This window comes from Geomonas limicola, assembly GCF_014193675.1.
GTDB lineage: Bacteria > Desulfobacterota > Desulfuromonadia > Geobacterales > Geobacteraceae > Geomonas > Geomonas limicola.
Genome location: NZ_BLXZ01000003.1, coordinates 245,424 through 263,682, shown reverse-complemented (window position 1 = coordinate 263,682; position 18,259 = coordinate 245,424). Strand labels below are relative to the sequence as shown.

Annotated in this window: 18 protein-coding genes, 1 pseudogene and 1 riboswitch; of the genes and pseudogenes, 17 read left to right on the top strand and 2 right to left on the bottom strand. The window is 61.7% G+C overall.

Features of this window, described 5'->3' with window-relative positions; all coding sequences use genetic code 11:
• Positions 1-178 precede the first annotated feature (178 nt).
• The 17 genes and pseudogenes from H7688_RS08350 (at position 179) to H7688_RS08270 (ending at position 14,819) form a co-directional block, all read left to right on the top strand.
• On the top strand, positions 179-1,510 hold the full coding sequence (locus tag H7688_RS08350) for a sensor histidine kinase (RefSeq protein ID WP_183360617.1): 1,332 nt from the start codon (positions 179-181) through the stop codon (positions 1,508-1,510).
• 131 nt (positions 1,511-1,641) lie between these two features.
• A riboswitch (cyclic di-GMP riboswitch) is annotated at positions 1,642-1,718 on the top strand.
• A 66-nt stretch (positions 1,719-1,784) separates the two neighbouring features.
• A complete protein-coding gene (locus H7688_RS08345) occupies positions 1,785-2,462 on the top strand; it encodes a hypothetical protein (protein WP_183360616.1) in 678 nt (225 codons plus the stop codon).
• Positions 2,463-2,509: 47 nt separating this feature from the next.
• Positions 2,510-3,097: a DNA-3-methyladenine glycosylase I gene (locus H7688_RS08340; RefSeq protein ID WP_183360615.1), complete on the top strand. Its 588-nt coding sequence runs from the start codon at positions 2,510-2,512 to the stop codon at positions 3,095-3,097.
• A 492-nt stretch (positions 3,098-3,589) separates the two neighbouring features.
• The gene (locus H7688_RS08335; RefSeq protein ID WP_183360614.1) at positions 3,590-4,144 is read left to right on the top strand and encodes a hypothetical protein; all 555 of its coding nucleotides are present in this window, start codon (positions 3,590-3,592) and stop codon (positions 4,142-4,144) included.
• 187 nt (positions 4,145-4,331) lie between these two features.
• Positions 4,332-4,772, top strand: coding sequence for a hypothetical protein (locus H7688_RS08330; RefSeq protein WP_183360613.1), 441 nt, complete (start codon positions 4,332-4,334; stop codon positions 4,770-4,772).
• Between the two features lie 50 nt (positions 4,773-4,822).
• Entirely contained in the window at positions 4,823-6,562 is a 1,740-nt protein-coding gene (locus H7688_RS08325) for an ABC transporter substrate-binding protein (protein ID WP_183360612.1), read from the top strand.
• 50 nt (positions 6,563-6,612) lie between these two features.
• Positions 6,613-7,248: a hypothetical protein gene (locus H7688_RS08320; RefSeq protein ID WP_183360611.1), complete on the top strand. Its 636-nt coding sequence runs from the start codon at positions 6,613-6,615 to the stop codon at positions 7,246-7,248.
• Positions 7,245-8,429: an ABC transporter permease gene (locus H7688_RS08315; protein WP_183360610.1), complete on the top strand. Its 1,185-nt coding sequence runs from the start codon at positions 7,245-7,247 to the stop codon at positions 8,427-8,429. Before H7688_RS08320 ends, H7688_RS08315 begins: the two co-directional genes overlap by 4 nt.
• A gap of 1 nt (position 8,430) precedes the next feature.
• Positions 8,431-9,123, top strand: coding sequence for an ABC transporter ATP-binding protein (locus H7688_RS08310; protein WP_183360609.1), 693 nt, complete (start codon positions 8,431-8,433; stop codon positions 9,121-9,123).
• Positions 9,124-9,135: 12 nt separating this feature from the next.
• Entirely contained in the window at positions 9,136-9,600 is a 465-nt protein-coding gene (locus tag H7688_RS08305; protein ID WP_183360608.1) for a nitrous oxide reductase accessory protein NosL, read from the top strand.
• Positions 9,601-10,034: 434 nt separating this feature from the next.
• Positions 10,035-11,495, top strand: a complete 1,461-nt coding sequence (gene pyk, locus H7688_RS08300) for a pyruvate kinase (protein ID WP_183360607.1) — start codon at positions 10,035-10,037, stop codon at positions 11,493-11,495.
• Between the two features lie 216 nt (positions 11,496-11,711).
• Positions 11,712-12,068 (top strand): ArsR/SmtB family transcription factor, encoded by a 357-nt coding sequence (locus H7688_RS08295; protein ID WP_183360606.1) that lies wholly within the window; start codon positions 11,712-11,714, stop codon positions 12,066-12,068.
• A gap of 106 nt (positions 12,069-12,174) precedes the next feature.
• Positions 12,175-13,338 carry a mercury methylation corrinoid protein HgcA gene (hgcA, locus tag H7688_RS08290; RefSeq protein WP_281379427.1) on the top strand — a complete coding sequence of 388 codons (1,164 nt, stop codon included), beginning with the start codon at positions 12,175-12,177 and terminating at the stop codon, positions 13,336-13,338.
• A pseudogene (gene hgcB / locus H7688_RS08285) lies at positions 13,316-13,642 on the top strand (mercury methylation ferredoxin HgcB); the annotation flags it as partial. The gene hgcA and the pseudogene hgcB, both read left to right, overlap by 23 nt.
• A gap of 146 nt (positions 13,643-13,788) precedes the next feature.
• Positions 13,789-14,085, top strand: coding sequence for a DUF1540 domain-containing protein (locus H7688_RS08280; RefSeq protein WP_183360604.1), 297 nt, complete (start codon positions 13,789-13,791; stop codon positions 14,083-14,085).
• A 235-nt stretch (positions 14,086-14,320) separates the two neighbouring features.
• Positions 14,321-14,509: a ferredoxin gene (locus tag H7688_RS08275; protein WP_183360603.1), complete on the top strand. Its 189-nt coding sequence runs from the start codon at positions 14,321-14,323 to the stop codon at positions 14,507-14,509.
• A 22-nt stretch (positions 14,510-14,531) separates the two neighbouring features.
• Positions 14,532-14,819, top strand: coding sequence for a checkpoint protein HUS1 family protein (locus tag H7688_RS08270; RefSeq protein ID WP_183360602.1), 288 nt, complete (start codon positions 14,532-14,534; stop codon positions 14,817-14,819).
• A 203-nt stretch (positions 14,820-15,022) separates the two neighbouring features.
• Here the strand turns inward: H7688_RS08270 and H7688_RS08265 are convergent, their stop codons facing one another.
• Positions 15,023-15,508 carry a ferritin-like domain-containing protein gene (locus H7688_RS08265; protein ID WP_183360601.1) on the bottom strand — a complete coding sequence of 162 codons (486 nt, stop codon included), beginning with the start codon at positions 15,506-15,508 and terminating at the stop codon, positions 15,023-15,025.
• A 491-nt stretch (positions 15,509-15,999) separates the two neighbouring features.
• Entirely contained in the window at positions 16,000-18,237 is a 2,238-nt protein-coding gene (locus tag H7688_RS08260) for a vitamin B12-dependent ribonucleotide reductase (protein ID WP_183360600.1), read from the bottom strand.
• Positions 18,238-18,259 lie beyond the last annotated feature (22 nt).

Sequence of the window (18,259 nt, the reverse complement as noted above, 5' to 3'; positions counted from 1 at the left end):
AACCCAGTCATAGCGGTTGAGCTCATGGCTCACAAGAGGTAACGGCATCGGGTCTGACACCATCTCGCTGCGAAACTGTGGATACCAAAGTGTCACAAGCGCCTGGCTGACTCAGTGAACTTTCTCCCCAGTGCAGCAACGGAGGATCTGGATGCAGCAAAAAGAGCCACAGGAGAAAATGACCGTCACAGGACGCAAGACGGTACACCAGCTCCGGGACCTCATCCCCCTGGTGAGCACCCTCGAACTGCACCAGATCGAGCTCGAACAGCAAAACCAGGAGCTGCGCCAGGCCCGGCAGGACATGGAACAGCTCCTGAAACAGTACACGGAACTCTACGATCTCGCGCCGGTCGGCTACTTTACCCTCGACTTCTCCGGAACGGTGTTGGCCGTCAACCTGGCGGGGGCCACACTGCTCGGGACGGAACGCGCCGCACTCATTGGCCGCAGTTTTCCGGGCCTCGTGAACCACCTCGACCGGCACGCGTTCGAGGCGTTCTTGCTGAAGACGAGGGACACGACGGAGAAACAGGAACTCGAGATCGGACTGCAGCGCATGGCCGAGGGGGACCTGCCGCTCTTCGTGAAGCTCGAGGCGTTGGCGGATTCTGCAGGACACACCTGTCTCCTCGCCGCGATCGACATGACCAAGCGCAAGCTGGCCGAAGAGGAATTGGATCGCTACCGGGAACAGTTGGAGTGGCTGGTACGGGAGCGCACCTATTCGCTTGAGGCGGAGATTGCCGAGCGCACCCGCGCCGAACTGGAGATCAAGGAACTGAACTCCACCCTGGAGCGGCGCGTCGAAGTGCGCACCGCAGAGTTGCAGGCCACCATCAGGGACCTGCAGACGTTCTCCTATTCGGTGTCGCACGACCTGCGCTCGCCGCTGCGCAGCATCAACAGTTTTGCCTCGATGCTCTTGGAGGATTACGGTGCACGGCTCGATGAGGAGGGACAACGGCTGCTCGGCTCCATCCTGCGGCGCACCGTGAGCATGGGAGCCCTCATCGACGACCTGCTCAATTTCACCAAGAACAGCCGCCTGCAACTTTCGCTGCAGGTGATCGACATGACTGCCCTTGCCCGCGAGAGCGTGGATAAGCTGCAGGGTAACGGTATCGGCGGCCAGACCGAATTCAAGATCGCCGTACTCCCCACGGCGCGCGGCGATCGCGCCATGATCGCCCAAGTCCTGGAAAACCTGCTGGGAAACGCGGCCAAGTTCTCCGGGAATGCCGGGCATCCGGTCGTGGAGGTGGGGTGCCAGGTCCAGGAGCAGGCGCTGGTCTATTTCGTGCGCGACAACGGCATCGGTTTCGAGATGAAATACGCCGACACGATCTTCGGCGTCTTTCAAAGGCTGCACACCTCGGAGGACTTCGAGGGGACGGGGGTGGGGCTTGCCATCGTGGAGCAGGTGATCACCAAGCACGGTGGGAAGGTCTGGGCCGAGGGGCGGCCGGGCGAGGGAGCCACCTTCTTCTTCTTGCTCCCCAGGTCCTGAGAGCTCTTCTGGAGCCTGCCTTTTATATTTGACTTTTTTGGTCCGGTTAGAGTAAAAGATCAACACATGCCTCCCCGGTTGTTGGGTTGCCGATGCCGGGAAAGACAATTCGGCGCCAAAGCCGAGTAGATACACGATAATACTAAACCATCCGCGAGGGTGGGACGGAAAGCCTAAAGGGTCTCTTCGAGACAGCCGGGTTGCCGAAATATCTCTCCCGATATCGGCAACCCTTTTTTTTTGCCGCAGGGGAGGCTCCCAAGGAGGTTTCAGCGTGACTAGCAAGAAAAAGGTTCTCCTGCAGGGTACGGTCCTGCTTTTGTGCGGGGCGCAGGCCGCCTTCGCCGGTGTGAACGTCAACATCAATCTGGGTGAGCCGCCGCGGACCGTGGTGGTGACTCCACCGCCCCAGCCGGTTTACGTGCCGCCGCCGGCTCCGGTTTATGTACCGCCTCCGGCCCCGGCAACGGTTTACGTCCCGGCTCAGCCGCCGGTGCAGTTCATCGAGGTCAATGACGACATCCAGTTCGTCTACCCCGGCGCGCTCGGTTTCTACGTTGCCGTCGGCGTCCCCTACGATCTCTTTTTCGTCAACAACAACTACTTCCTGTACCGCGACGGGCGCTGGTTGCGCGCGCCGAGCAGTCGCGGCCCCTGGGTGACGACCCGCTACCGCGAACTGCCGCCGGGACTGCGCCGGCACCGCCTGGAGCGGATCCGTGAGTTCCGCGCCCGCGAGTACGAGGTGTACCGCAGGGACCGCGACCACTACCGCGGCCGCCACTTCCGTTCGGCGAAGGAAGAGTGGCGCGAGCAGCGCCGGGACGCGCACGAGCAGCGCAAGGAAGAGCACTTCCGCGAGAAGGAGCAGCGCCGCGAGGAAAAACGCTACGAAAAGGAACAGCGCCGGGAGGAGAAGCGCGCTGAACGCGAGGAGAGGCGCCGCGATTAGCGGCGGGAACGTTTGCTGAGAACAACTTTTTCGTGTAGGAGCGGGACGTGACTGAAATTCCGAGACAGCGCTGCGCGTGGGCCGGCAGCGACCCCCTCTACCAGAATTACCACGATCTCGAATGGGGGGGGCCGGTGCACGACGACCGGCTCCTCTTCGAGTTCCTGATCCTGGAAGGCGCCCAAGCCGGGCTCTCCTGGATAACCATCCTCAGAAAACGGGCCGCCTACCGCACCGCCTTTGCCGGCTTCGATCCGCAGCAGGTGGCCCGGTTCGGCGAGGCGGACCTCGCCCGACTGCTCGCCGACTCCGGCTTGGTGCGAAACCGGCTGAAACTTGCCTCCGCCATTTCCAACGCCCGCTCCTTCCTCGCCGTGCAGGACGAATTCGGCTCCTTCGACGCCTACCTCTGGCGCTTCGTCGACGGCACTCCACGGCAAAACGCCTGGCGCAGTCTCAGCGAGGTTCCAGCCACAACCGCCACCTCGGATGCACTGAGCCGCGACCTGAAGCGGCGCGGCTTCAACTTCGTGGGGGGGACTATCTGCTACGCCTTCATGCAGGCGGTCGGGATGGTGAACGACCACACCTTCGATTGCTTTCGCTGGTCCGAACTCGGCGGAACCCTGCCGTAGCCGGATCTTTACGGCGGTTTTCATTGTTTCCAGCAGTTTGTGCCTTGCCCGCAGAAATCCACGGGCCGGTTCCAGCCTCGTACCATTTTATGGAGCCGAGCCGGTCCCCCACGGGCACACAGAAGGGGAGGGCTGTCTCATTGAAACAGCTGGTACCTTCGGTTAATCTGAAAAACTCTCGCTATTCCAAAGCTCTAGCCCTTTACCGTTTCCCTCGGGGTAAATTTGGAGCACCCTTCCCATTAGTTTCTTCCCGTGGTATCTCTTGCCAATCCGTGCAAAAAAAGGTAGATAGCGGGCGGCAGCGCCGCATGGCACGCAACCTGTATTGCGGTGACTGGCAGGACCGGCAGAGGCACGCTGACCACGGATTCGGCCTTTTGTGGCAAATCCTGGGTAACACGTTGAGAAAAAGGGCGATGGACCGCTGTCTTCGCCCGGAGTTCGGTGTAACCGGGGAACCGGGGCGCCGGGTACGGCAGGAGGGATGTCATGAGTACCATCAGTATGATCACGGCAATCGGCGCAGTAGTCATCATGGCGGTTATCGCCCGGGCGGAAACACCCACGATCGTGGAGAGCGACAGCGGTATCGTGGTGGAGTACACCGGAACGCCCGAGGGGGGTGCAGCTGCCGACAAGGCGGGCGTTAGCGCACCGGTTCGCCGCGATGCGCCGCGCCGCTCGGCCTGGCTTGCCGCGGAAATCGAGCGACTGAGGGGCGAGCTGGTGCAGACCGAACTGGTTGCGGCCCAGGAGGGGCCTGAAGGTGCGGCCGCCCAGGCGCTTGCAGCACAGAAAAAACAGCAGATCGAAGCGTACGAACGTGAACTTGCCCAGTTGGGGCAGGCCGGCCAGAATGCTCCGGCGAACCACGACAACAGTTCCGGCTCCAGCCAGGGCAAGGATGGTAACTCCGACCAGCAACGCACGGCGGACCAACCGGTCGCTACCAAGCCGAACTACCAGACCTCGCGCCAGGACATGAAGCAGCAGATCAGGACCTTGAAGATGCAGCGCAACATGAACCCGACGCCGCTGCAGTAGCCTGCGGCGTTATCTTTGTTTTTCCTTTGCGACGAAGATTGTCTCCCTCTTTGTGCGGGAATTCGGCTTGACACTCATATGATTTGCTGTATAAACACGACCTGATTGATTGATGAAATCTTTCCCATCAGTCTCTATGAGTTCGATGCAGCCATGAGTCGTGTAGCTATGACAGGGAGTGCTAACCATGAGAGTATTGCTTGCGGCGCTGATACTGGCGCTTGCTGTTTGTGAGGTTTACCCCACCGCGGCCCCGGCCGCCAACCCCTCCCTCGTCAAGCGCGACTACCAGGTGCTCCCCAAGCCGGGAGAGAAGATCCCCCTGGGCCCCCGACACTATTTCACCTACGGCTTTGCCAAGGCACCCAAGTTGGGTAACGCGGTGATGCGGGTCGAGATCTTCACCCGCGAGGGTGTCCGTGACACCTCGTTCACCGTGAAAGGCGACGCCGACATGCCCTCGATGCGTGGCGCTCACGCGGCCGGGGACCAGAACTTCGCCCTGTCCAACAAGGGGGTCTACCTGCTGCCGGTACGCCTGGTGATGCCGGGCGACTGGGAGGTGAGCTTCGTGTTCCTGAAAGACGGCAAGACTGTGCTGCGCGGCTGCTACCTCTTCGACCTGTAGCGGGCGGTTTTAGAGCCGGCGCCCGATGCGCCAGAAGGAGACCACCACCCATGACCCGATCCACCTGGCACCGATTGAAGGCGCGTCTTAGCTCCCTGTTTTCTCGGGCTGCGCTGGCCATTCCCCTTTTTCTTTGCGTTCTCGGTCCGGCTTTCCCGGCCCATGCCGCCACCAAGGAAGAGCTCAAGCTGGGCGAGCGGATCTACCGCGAGGGGATCCTCCCCTCCGGCGAGCGTCTGCGGGTGAACCTGCACGGCGAGCCGGCGGCGCCGGGGCTCACCTTTACCTGCGCGAGTTGTCACCTGCGCAGTGGACTGGGCGCCTTCGACGAAGGGGTCTACGTCCCTGCCATCAACGGCGAAAAACTCTTCAAGCCGCTGCCGCGCACCTACAAGGGGATCGTCTTGAACGAGGGGGCCGAGCCGCCCTTGAGGCCCGCCTATACCGAGGCGGCCCTCATCGAGGCGCTGCGCCACGGTAAGGATCCCAACGGCCGGCAGCTCAGCGCGAGCATGCCGCAGTACCAGTTCGAGGAAAAAGATCTGAAGCTTCTGGTGGCCTACCTGAAGTCCCTCTCGGTCGAGTTCTCCCCGGGCATCAGCGAGGACCGGATCCGGATCGCCACCGTGGTCTCCGATGACCTCCCTCCCGCCAAGCGCGATGCGCTGTTCACCACGCTGACCTTCTTCGTCAACCTGAAAAACGGACAGATAAAGGGGTTCGGCAACCCGCGCAGCGGCTCGAAATCGCGCTTGATGGCCGAGAACATGCTCCCTTCGCGCGAGCTGGTGACCAAGTCGCTCTCGCTGGCGCGCTGGGTGTTGCGCGGTTCCCCGGATACCTGGCGGGCCCAGCTCGAGGAGTACTACCGCAACGATCCCGTTTTCGCCATGGTTGGAGGGGCGGTGAACGGGTCCTGGCAGCCGATCCACCAGTTCTGCGAGCAAAACGGGATCCCGAGCATCTTCCCGGCGACCGACCTTCCGGTACTTTCGGAAAATGACTGGTACACGCTGTACCAGTCCAAGGGGTTCTACCAGGAAGGGGAGAGCGCGGCGCACTTTCTGGCCCAGAAACAGGTGAACGAGACGGCGCTGGTCGAGATCGTGCGCGAGAGCCCGCAGGGGAAGGCACTCGCCGCCGGGTTCCGTCATGCCTGGCAGGAACTGGGGCAAATAGCACCGGTGACAGTATCCCTGCCCGCCGGAGAGAAGTTGGAAGCCAAGGCCCTGCAGTCGGCGATGGAGAAAGCAGGGGAGGGGGGACGGGCCGTGCGCCTCTTGGTCTGGGACGACGCCTCCGCGCTTCCTGCCCTGGCGCTCTTCAAGGAAAAGTTGCGCCCCGAGGCCCTGGTTCTTTCCGGGCGCTACCTGGGTGAGAGCCTCTGGACCCTCCCCGAGCCGGTGCGCGGCTTTACCTACTTGACCTACCCCTATATATTCATGCCGCTCCCCAAACCGGTTATGGGACGGACCCTCATCCCCGAGGACACCAAGCAGGCCATGCGCAAGGGGGAGGTCCCGGTTCGCTCCGAGACCCAGCAGGTGATCGCCCAAACCAACGCCGTCACCCAGCTTCTCTCGCTTTTGCTCATGGATCTCAAGGGGAACTACTACCGGGACAACCTTCTGGACGTCGCCGGGATGATGACCGACCAACCGCACCCGCTCTTCGGGCGGCTCAGCTTCGGCACCGGCCAGCGCTACGCCTCGAAGGGGTGCTACGTGGTTCAGCTCGGCCCGGGGACCAACCCGGAACTGGTGAAGCAGACCGGCTGGAGCGCGCAGTAAGGGGGGGGCGGTTCCCTGCGCTGGCTGACCGATTCATTTTGAGGTAATCGATGCGTTTCGTACTTACTAAAATTCTCCTGCCGGTTCTGTTGCTGGCGCTTTTCACCACCTCGGCCCTGGCTGCTGTCGGTTGCGATCTGAACAACCCGGATCGCGACGTCCCCCGGCTCTTCCCGGAATCGACCAGCTTCAAGACCGTCTACGTCTCCATCCAGAAGCTTGGCGGACCGGCGCTCCTCAAAAAGATCGAAAACCGCCTGGGCGCCCAGAGCATCGCTCTCTACGCGCCGGTCGACGTCCCCTACACGCTCTACGAGATCTACAAGGACAAGAAAAAGGTGGGTTATATCCACGGGGTGAACCAGAAGGGGCAGTTCGGTGGCATCCAGGTGTTCATCGCGCAGGATCTCACCGGCAAGGTGAAAACCTTCTACCTCCAGAAGATCACCGGCGCCTCGGCGAGCAAGTTCCGCGAGGCCAAGTTCGCCAGGAAATTCGAGGGGGTGACCCTGAAGGACTTCGATCACTACGACCCGGTGCGCGGCAAGGGGACCGGCAGGGTCGCCGAAGTTCCCAATCCCTCGCCGGAGCTGGAGACCGACTACTACGGCATCCTGCGCGGGCTGAAGAAGAACCTGGTGCTCATGGATGAGTTCGTTTTCGCGGCGGAGCGCGCCAAGCCATGATGATCACACCCTTCCAGATCGCCTACAAGAACCTGTTGCGCAAGAAGGTGAGAAGCGTTTTGACCCTGATCGGGATCATGCTCTCGACCTGGGTGCTGGTGAGCCTGTTCGGTTTCAACCGGGGCTACGAAACGGCGCTGAACCGCGACATCGAGAACATGGGCTACCAGCTCATGGTGATGGCCAAGGGGTGCCCCTACGAGGCGGCCACCATGATGCTCCAGGGTGGCAAGGGGCTGCGCTACATGGACCAGTCCATGGTGAACCAGATCACCAAGGAGCCCGAGGTGGACAAGGTGACCCCTATCCTGATGCAGGCCTTTTTCGACCCGAACAAGGGGGAGAGCGGCGGCATCGCCGGTTTCTACGGGGTGGACGCTCACAGCTATCCGGCCATGAAACCCTTTTTCCGCTTCAAAAAGGGGGGGTGGTTCAAGGACAACACCGCCGACGAGGTGGTGATGGGGTACGAGGCGGCTGAACTCGAACAGCGCGAGGTGGGGGACGAAACCATCGTTCCCGAGAAGAACGTGAAGCTCAAGGTGGTGGGGATTCTGGAACGAACCGGCAGCCAGGACGACGGCACCATCTTCGTCCCCTTGAAAACGCTGCAGAAAATCTCCCAGGTGGACCAGATCACCACCATCGGGATCAAGGTGAAAAAAGACGCGGACATCACCTCACTGGAGAACAAGCTCTACCAGTTGAAGGACGTGCAGGTGGTGAGTTTCAGCCAGGTGAAGCAGACCATCATGAAGCTCATTGCGACGGCGCGGGTCATGGTCTTCTCCATCGCGGTGGTGGCGCTTTTAATCGCCATGGTGGGGGTGATCAACACGGTGCTCATGTCGGTCCTGGAGCGCCGCCAGGAGATCGGCATCCTGAAGACCATGGGGGCCATGCCGGGGGACGTGTTCCGGCTGGTCTGGACCGAGACGCTCATCCTGTGCGGCCTGGGCGGGGTGGCGGGGATCTTTCTCGCCGTTATCTTCTCGCGGGTCACCGACCTCTTGGCGCGCAGCATCCTCCCCTATGCGCCCAAGGGGGGGCTGGTGGCCATCGACCTGAAACTGTCCTTGCTGACCCTGGCGATCATCGTGGTGGTGGGACTTTTGAGCGGACTCTACCCGGCCTGGAAGGCGGGGCGTATCCGGCCGCTCGAATCGATCCGGGGGGAATGATATGGCGACGAACTGCTTGTCTTTACAGGCGCGGGATCTGACACGGGTCTACCGGCGCGGCAGCGAAGAGATTCAGGCGCTGGACGGCGTTTCGCTTTCCATCACCAAGGGGGAGTTCGTCTCCTTCATGGGTTCCTCGGGAAGCGGCAAGACCACCCTCATCAACCTGTTGGGGTGCCTGGACAACCCGAGCTCCGGAGAGCTGGAACTGGCGGGGAAAACGGTCTTCGGTCACGGGCAGAAGCTGGGCGAGAAGGAACTGACCCGGGTGCGCCGCGAGGTGTTCGGCTACATCTTCCAGAACTTTTACCTGATCCCGACCCTGACCGTCCTGGAGAACGTGGCGCTGCCCCTCGCCTTTTTCCGGAAGCCCGGCGCCGAGGAGGAAGTGGAGCGGCTGCTGAAGATGCTCGGCATGGAGCACCGCATGAACCACCTTCCCGGGCAGATCTCCGGTGGCGAGATGCAGCGGGTGGCCATAGCGCGCGCCCTGGTGAACCGTCCGGAGATCCTTTTGGCGGACGAGCCGACCGGGAACCTGGACACCAAAAGGGCGGGCGAGATCGGCGAAGTGCTCACCGATTTGAACCGCAGCTCGGGGCTTACCATTGTCATGGTGACCCACAACCCGGAACTGGCCCGGTTGGCGGGGCGGCGCATCGAGATGCGCGACGGCCGCGCCTTCGAGAACTAGGAGGATGACAACGTGAAACGCATCGCAATGCTGCTGATTTTCGTCCTGACGCTGATTGGTTCCGCCTTTGCCCTGGAAGGGGTGGACAAGACGGTCGACTGCGTGCGCTGCGGCATGGATCGGGTGTTTTTCGCCCACAGCCGCGCGCTGGTCCGCTACGCCGACGGCAGTGAGGCCGCCACCTGCAGCGTGCACTGCGCGGTGGAGGATATCCTCAAGTCGGGGAAGAAACAGGCCTCGCTCAGGGTCGCGGACTTCTACAGCAAGGAACTTGTCGAGGCCAAGAGTGCCGTTTGGGTAGTAGGGGGCCGGGAGCGCGGCGTGATGACCTCGCCGGGTAAGTGGTCCTTTGCCCGCTCCGAAGATGCCGGCCGTTTCGTCAAGGAGCAGGGGGGGGCGATCACCCCTTGGGAAGAGGTGCTGAAGCTCTTAAAAAATGAGGTTGCCGAAATGGATAAGCCGGCCCAGTCCGAATAGGCAAGAGGCGGTTTCCAAATTCCACGTTCCAGGATCTACGGTTAAAGCCGTAAGCGGGCCACCTGATTTTTCGGTGGCCCTCTTTGTTTTGCCCAGTTTTTCGCTTCCTTCTGCCCCGCGGTACAGTGAACATCTCCAGAAAAAAACGGGAAGGCGGATTCAACGGATCTTAGGGGATCTGACGGGGCCACCACGCGAAATCCTGCCGCTCTCCCCAGCCTGCCGCTGCAGGTTACCCTTGCGTTACATCTTCCTTCATGAGTCCAAAAAGGATTGTATATTTCGTCTTTCTCGTGTAACCCTTAACCTATCCGATGGGATGAAAAGGGTCCCTTTGGCCCGACCCGCCGGTTTTGCCGCGCTCCAGTCTATCCGAGGGGCGCCGGATGGAGCGTGGGATCACGCTCTGACTACACCATGAAGGAGCTACCTGTATGCTGCGTCGTACCAAGATTGTCGCCACCGTAGGCCCCGCCTGCGATTCCGAGGAACGCCTCAATGCGCTGATGCAGACGGGCGTCGATGTCTTCCGCTTGAACTTCTCTCACGGTGAGCAGGCTGCCAAGTCTGCCATCATCCGCACCATCCGCGAACTGTCGCAACGAAACGAATGCGCCGTCGCCATCCTGGGGGACCTGCAGGGGCCCAAGATCCGCACCGGCAAGATGGAGGGGGGCGCGCTCGAACTGGTCCAGGGGAGCGAGGTGATCATCACCACCCGCGACATCATGGGGAGCGGCAACCTGATCCCCACCATCTACCACGGTCTGCCGGGCGACGTGGTTCCGGGGGACCGCATCCTTCTGGACGACGGGCTCATGGAGTTGCGCGTGGTGGGCGTCGAGGGCGAGGACGTGCACTGCACCGTGGTGAGTGGTGGAATCCTCAAGGACCGCAAGGGGATCAACCTTCCCGGCGCGAACGTCTCGGCGCCGGCCCTCACCGAAAAGGATCGCGAGGACCTGGAGTTCTGCATCCGCGAGGAGCTCGAGTACGTGGCGCTCTCCTTCGTGCGCCAGGCCTCGGACGTCCAGGAGCTGAAGGACATCCTCAAGGCGCACCAGTCCGAACTCAGGGTGATCGCCAAGATCGAAAAGCCGGAGGCGGTAGAGAACTTCGACGCGATTCTCGCAGTCTCGGACGGCATCATGGTTGCGCGCGGCGACCTGGGGGTGGAGCTCAGCCCCGAGAAGGTCCCCCTGATCCAGAAGGGGATCATCCGCAGTTGCAACGCCGCGGGGAAGCCGGTAATCACCGCGACCCAGATGCTGGAGAGCATGATACAGAACCCGCGTCCCACCAGGGCCGAGGTCTCCGACGTGGCAAACGCCATCCTGGATGGCACCGATGCGATCATGCTCTCCGCGGAGACCGCGTCCGGCAAGTACCCGGTCGAAGCGGTCACCATGATGGTCCAGGTGGCGCGCGACGTCGAGGGAGACCCGCAGTTGAAGACCCAGGTGTTCTACCCGATCCCCGAAAAGGACGGGCTCCCCTGTCTGGCCGAGGTGATCGGTCAGGCGGCCTGCCGGGTCGCCGAGGGGGTCAGGGCGGAAGCGATCCTCGCCTTTACCCAGACCGGGAGCACGGCACAACTGGTCTCCAAGTACCGACCCGCATCCCCGATCTACGCGGTAACCCCCTTTGCCAAGGTAGCCAACCGACTCGCGCTCTACGCGGGGGTGCACTCGCTTCTGGTCGTCATCGAGGGGAACACCGAGGCCCAGATCCGCTCGGTGGAAAAGACGGTACTGACAAGTGGCCCGCTCAAGAAGGGGGACGTCGTGGTCATCACCATGGGAAGCCCACTCTCGAGCCCTGGCACCACCAACCTGATGAAGGTACATCGCCTGGACAACGACGACTTTTATTCCTCGTGTGACGGGGGCGATTGATTCACGAACGATATCAGAATGAAAGAGGCGGCCGGGAGGCCGCCTCTTTTTGTTTTTGCGGATGTATTCGTATTCCTGGGGGCACGGTTTTATCTCACTCGAACACTGCGTTCGTTCATAATCCGGCTGCTGCAAGCTTGGTATCCTTTGGCCGGTCGGAATTCCCACCTGCTCTTTCCCTTGACTATATCCACATTTATGGATATAGTCCCCGCCATGGAAAACATGGCACTTCTCTTCCAATCCTTGGACGACGTAACCCGGCTGCGTATTCTCGCCCTGCTTCTCGAAGAGGATGAACTCTGCGTTTGCTACCTGGTGGCGGTGCTGCAGTTACCGCAGTCGACGGTTTCGAGGCAGCTGGCCATCCTGAAGAATGCCGGCTGGCTCAAGGACCGTCGCGAGGGGGTCTGGATCCACTACTCGATCAACCGTTCGTTGGGGGCGATTCAGCAGTTCCTTGTCCCGGTGCTGCGCAATTTCCTCCCTGCCACCGAAGCGGCCCGCGCGGACCTGGAGCGACTGAAAAAACTTCCCCGGGAAGGTGCGGCTGTGCTGGCCGCACCGCGCTGAACCCGGCAGCCCGTTCACCTTAAGAATGTGAACGCGCTGAAAAAATGAGATGAGGGAGGGGAGCGTGCGGCATCTGCCGGCGATCCCTTTGGGCAAGGAGAACCCGATGGAAAAGCCGGTAAAGATGCGGCAGTTCAAGAAGATCGAAATGGCCAAGCCGAAGGAGACGACGGGCGGCTGCGCCCCGAGTAGCGATCCGGATGCGCCACCTTGCTGAGGTCCCCGCACGTCCGCCGGGGGCGGAACTATCGACGAGAAGGTGCCGGGGTTTGAAAGCTGGCTGGAAACGCCGGCCGGGCGGGTGCCGAGGATAACGAGTCAGCTCGCCATGTCCGACCACCTGGGCGCCTGCAAGGCACGCTGGGGGATCAACCGGATGGATTTCCTGGTGCCCCCCGGTCTGTACGCTATCGGTACACCGACCCCGGAGGCGCCGGTGCTGGTGACCGCGAACTACAAGATGACCTACGACCTGGTGCGCCGGGTACTTGCCGGAAGAAATGTCTGGCTCCTGGTGCTGGAGACCTTCGGGATCAACGTCTGGTGTGCGGCGGGGAAGGGGACCTTCGGAACCGGGGAACTGGTGCGCCGGGTTGCCGAGAGCGGGCTCGCCAAGGTGGTGACGCACCGGCGTGTTACGCTGCCGATCCTCGGGGCGCCGGGCATTGCCGCCCACGAGGTGCTGAAACAGACCGGGTTCTCGGTCCGCTACGCAACTATCCGCGCCGAGGACCTTCCGGAATACCTGGATAACGGCGAGCGAACCACTCCGGCGATGCGCGAACTCAGCTTCACCATGTATGAGCGCCTGGTGCTGGTACCGGTGGAGATCGTCCTGGTGCTGAAGACGCTTCTGGTGCTGGGAGGCGGGCTCTACCTGGCGGCGCTGATCCTTGCCGGCTCGAGCGCCGCGCTGACAGCGCTCCTGGGGTACCTGGGAGCGGTGTTTACCGGCATCGCACTGGGCCCGGTCCTGCTTCCCTTCATCCCCGGGCGCAGCTTCGCGGTCAAAGGGGCCCTGGCCGGTCTTGCCTTCAGTGCGGTTTTCTATGCCGTGGCCGGCGGAGCGCTCTGGAGTTGGCCGGTGCAGCTTGCCTCCTTCCTCGCCTTTCCCGCAGTGAGTTCCTTTTACACCCTCAATTTCACCGGCTGCACCACCTACACCTCGCGTTCCGGGGTGAAAAAGGAGATGCGGCTCAGCCTGCCGGTCCTGGGGGGCGCGCTGGTGGCGAGCCTGTGCCTGGCTCTGGTGGGAACCCTGGTCAAGTAAGGAGGCAAGGGAAATGAAAGGCTTTCGCTACCTGTCCAACGTCGCCACGCTGGAGCTGGACCAGGGACGCTGCATCGGCTGCGGCCGTTGCCTCGAGGTTTGTCCGCACCAGGTATTCGTGCTCGAGGCCAGACGCGCCTGCATCGGCGACCGGGACGCCTGCATGGAGTGTGGTGCCTGCGCCGGCAACTGTCCGGTCGATGCGATCTCCGTCGACTCCGGGGTCGGTTGTGCCACCGGGATCATCAACGAGTGGCTGCGCGAGAAAAAAATCCCGGGGTTGGGTGGCGGCAGCTGCGGTTGACGGGTGCGTCCCGCAAGGAGCAGTTCGGCTTCGCTGCAGCCCGGCTAGGGGGTGCTGCACCATCCGTTTCTCTTACCTGCTTGACTATCGGTTAGGAACTGTTAAAAAATCCTAAGCGAGAAGGGGGCAGGGCAAAGGAGAATGCTATGGAGAAACAGATGGTAAGAATCACCTCGTGCGAGGTAACGGACTGCGCGTACAACAAACACAACGCCTGCCACACGCTGGCGATCACCGTGGGCGGCCCCAGCGACCCCTGCCCGAGCTGCGATACCTATGTGCACACCAACCAGCAGGCAGGGATCGTCGATGTCCAGGGTGGCATCGGCGCCTGCAAGGTAGAATCCTGCAAGCTCAACAGTTCCCTCGAATGCACCGCCCCCAGCGTTACCATCGGCAAACATGAGTCACATCCCGACTGCATGACCTTCACCCCCCGGTAACCTTGGATCCACCCATCGGTCCCGCCCCCTTCTTCGTCGCTCGCCTCTTTCCCGGCTCCCTTAGGAGTATTGTCGACTTTTCCCTTTGCTACGGTATGCTATTGAGCGTCGCCGGCTCCGCCCCTCAGGACAAGCCAGCAGCCTGCCGGTCCAGTTTCTGGCCCGGCGGCGCCTGCTCAACGACAGGCGGCGTCAGCAGTGCACATTTTAAATGACATCAGCAACAGGAGGAGTTATGGCACGCGAAGTATATGTCGATCAGGATGTCTGCATAGGGTGCGGGCTGTGCGAAAGCCTGGTTCCCGGAGTGTTCCGCCTCAACGACGCAGGTGTGTCCGAGGCGTACGACCAGGAAGGGGCTGACGAGGCAAGCGTCCAGGAGGCGATCGACAGCTGCCCGGTTAACTGCATCCACTGGCGCTAGCCCGAGAGCAGGGGAGGGGAACATGACAGCGACGCTGCGTATCGAACGGGTGGAGGAGTTGAGCGAAAGCTCGTACCTCATGCTGAGGAACACCTACAACATGCTTCGCGAAATGAAGGGGATGGTGGACCGTCTGCACCTCTCGGCGACGCAGGGAGGGCCGGCGTCGCTGGACCAGGTAGCGGCGCTCAAGCTGACTACCGATCGCCTCTTCGACGAACTGGAAAGATACCTGCGCCCGGAATGCGATCCCGACAGCGCCGACGATGCGGCACGGACCGAGACAGGGATGGACGGGATGCTGGAATGAAACCAACAGGGATAAATGGGATGAATGGGATGAGGCTCATGTGGGTTGTTTTATAAGTAAGACGCCGGACACTGGATCAAGGTCGTAAGCTTCAGATCTATAGTCGGTTCCCATTTATCTGTGACGCCTCGTTCAATCTTTTCAAACCTTGCCCTAAAAAAAAAGCCCGCAGCGCGGGCTTTTTTCATGCCTGAAATTCCCTCTCAGAGATCTTTCAGGTTGCTGAACTCACCCCAGGCGAGGAAGGTCTTGGGGGCTTCGACAAACTCATAGATGTTTTCCACCACCTGCAGGTGTCGGCGCTCCTCCTCGGCGAGCATCGTGAGACAGTTACGCGTGGCAGGATCTTTGGTCTTGGCGGCGAGTTCCTCGTAGAATTTGATCTCTTCCTCCGCCTCGCGCATGGAGAGCTGGTACAGGTCATGGTCGTCTTTCACGACCTCCAGCAACTCGCGCTCGGTGAGCAGCGGGCGGAACGAGCAGACCGCACCGTCCATCCCGTCGGCCTTGGCCTGTTCCGGCGGCAGGGCTGCTTTCATTTTCATAAGCTGGTCGCGGAACTCCTCCTCGGATGCTGCCAACATGGAGAACAGGTGCTTCATCTCGGGATCGCGGCTCTGTGAGCCGATGGTTTCGTAGTACTGCCTGGCTTCCTCTTCTATCTTTATGGCACAGTCGAAAACGTTCATGGCTATCTCCTTTTTCGGGCAGAGCCCGTACACCGCAGGGAGAAGATCGGATAGCTTCAGTATATCAAAAAATGACCGTGAGGAAAGGAGTTGGCGCTTGAGCTGTCAGGTGGAAAGGGAGACGGGTTGGCTGCCTGACAGTGACGACAACCTGCGAAAGCTCTATGAGTGGTGGGGCTGTCCGCTGTGCCTCATCTGCAGCTTTTGTGTCAGCTCGGGATCGTACTGCTGCTGACCGTGTCGGCTCCATCTGACGAGCTGACCCACGCAAAGGTATCTATCTACAGGTACCAGCCTATCGGGATGAGTAAAGGTTCTAGTACGGAAAAACGCTGGGGCGAAGCGCGGGCGGTGACTCGCCCAAATAGAGAGCTGCCGCAAATGCCGGTGAACCAGGAGACCGCAGTCGGCAGAGCGACGTAAGAAAGCCCCGGAGGAGATTCCCCCGGGGCTTTCTTGTGTTACCAGGCTGCCGGTACCCCGGCGCCGAACTAGGCGCACTCGGAGTAGCCGCAGACGCGGCAGACGGCGCAGCCGCCCTCGTGCTCCACGACACCGCCGCACTCGGGGCAGGCGCCCTTGTCGAACACCGGGACCTCGACGATGTCGGCGTGGCCGGTGAGGGCCAGGTGGGACTGGATCGCCTTCGCTACCGCGTCGGCGCAGGAGAGTACCTTGTTGTCGCCGAAGCCGGACGGCGAGTGACAGGAGATGCCGAGGAGCTGCTTCACGACGCTGCGGCCCTGGATGCCGCTTCTCCAGGCCAGGGAGACCATACGGCCGATCGCCTCGCACTGGCTGGCGGCGCAACCACCCGCCTTGCCCATGGTGGTGAAGACCTCGAAGAGCCCGGTGGCGTCCTCGTTGATGGTGATGTAGAGCGGGCCGCAGCCGGTCTGCATCTGGTAGGTCCACCCCTTGAGCGCCTTGGGACGCTCGCGCTTCACGGTGCGCTTCTCCTCGTGGGCCGGGGCCGGAACCGCTGCCGGTGCCTCTTCCTTCTTCCCTACCGAGAGAACCTGCTCGTCGCGGGAACCGTCGCGGTAGATGGTGACACCCTTGCAGTTGGTCTGGTAGGCGAGCCGGTAGACCTTCTCCACGTCCTCGACGGTCGCGGTATTCGGGAAGTTCACCGTCTTCGACACCGCGTTGTCGGTGTGGCGCTGGAAGGCGGCCTGCATGGTGATGTGCTCTTCCGGGGTGATGTCGTGTGCGGTCACGAAGATGTCGCGTACCTGCTCCGGAATGTCGTTGATCCCGTGCACGGTGCCGTGCTCGGCAATCTTCTGCATGAGCGCCTCGGAGTAGAACCCGTCTGCTTTGGCGAGCTTCTCGAAGAGCGGGTTCACTTCGACCAGGATGTTCTTGTCCATTACCTGGCGCACGAAGGAAACCGCGAAGAGCGGCTCGACGCCGGAAGAGGCGTTGGCGATGATAGAGATGGTGCCGGTCGGGGCGATGGTGGTCACGGTCGCATTGCGGATCGGCTCAGCACCCGGACGGTCGTAGATCGACCCCTTGAAGTTGGGGAACGCGCCGCGGGTCTTGGCCAGCGCGCGGGAGGCCGCGTGACCTTCGTCGTTGATGAACTTCATCACCTGCTCGCCCAGGGTAACCGCCTCGTCGGAGTTGTAGGCGATCCCCAGCATGATGAGCATGTCCGCCCAGCCCATGACGCCCAGGCCGATCTTGCGGTTGGAGCGGGTCATCTTGTCGATCTCGTCGAGCGGGTAGTTGTTCACCTCGATGACGTTGTCGAGGAAGTGCACGGCGGCGTGCACCACTTCCTTCAACTTGTCCCAGTTGACCCGGCCGTGGGTCACCATCTTGCCGAGGTTGATGGAGCCCAGGTTGCAGGACTCGTACGGGAGCAGCGGCTGCTCGCCGCAGGGGTTGGTGGACTCGATCTCACCGATGTGCGGGGTCGGGTTGTCCTTGTTCAGGCGGTCCAGGAAGATGATCCCCGGCTCGCCGTTTTCCCAGGCCTGCTTCACGATGCGGCTGAACACCTTGCGGGCGTTCAGGGTGCCGGCCGGCTTCTTGTCGCGCGGGTTGATCAGGGTGTAGTCGCGGTCAGCGTCGACCGCCTTCATGAACTCTTCCGTGATGCCGACCGAGATGTTGAAGTTGTTCAACTGGCGCTGGTCGTTCTTGCACATGATGAAGTCCATGATGTCCGGATGGTCCACGCGCAGGATCGCCATGTTGGCGCCGCGGCGGGTGCCGCCCTGCTTGATGGTCTCGGTGGCGATGTCGAACACCCTCATGAAGGAGAGCGGACCGCTGGAGATGCCGGTGGTGGACATGACCACGTCGTTGGCGGGTCTAAGACGCGAGAAGGAGAAGCCGGTGCCGCCGCCGGACTTGTGGATCAGCGCGGTGTTCTTGACGGACTCGAAGATCTCCTCCATGGAGTCGCCTACCGGCAACACGAAGCAGGCGGAGAGCTGGCCCAGTTCGCGACCGGCGTTCATCAGGGTCGGCGAGTTGGGGAGGAACTCGAAGGAGGTCATCAGGTTGTAGAACTTGTCGGTGAGGGCGTTGAGATCGGCCTTCTTGTCGAACGTGGCATCCGCCGCGGCGATGGCTGCCGCAACGCGCCGGAACATATCCGCGGGGGTTTCCAGGGTCTTGCCCGAGGTGTCGCGCTTCAGGTAGCGCTTCTCAAGTACCGTCAAAGCGTTCTTCGAAAGCCCCGGAATGGTCCCATTGTCGACTGATTTCTTCATAACTTTCCGATCTCCTTGGATA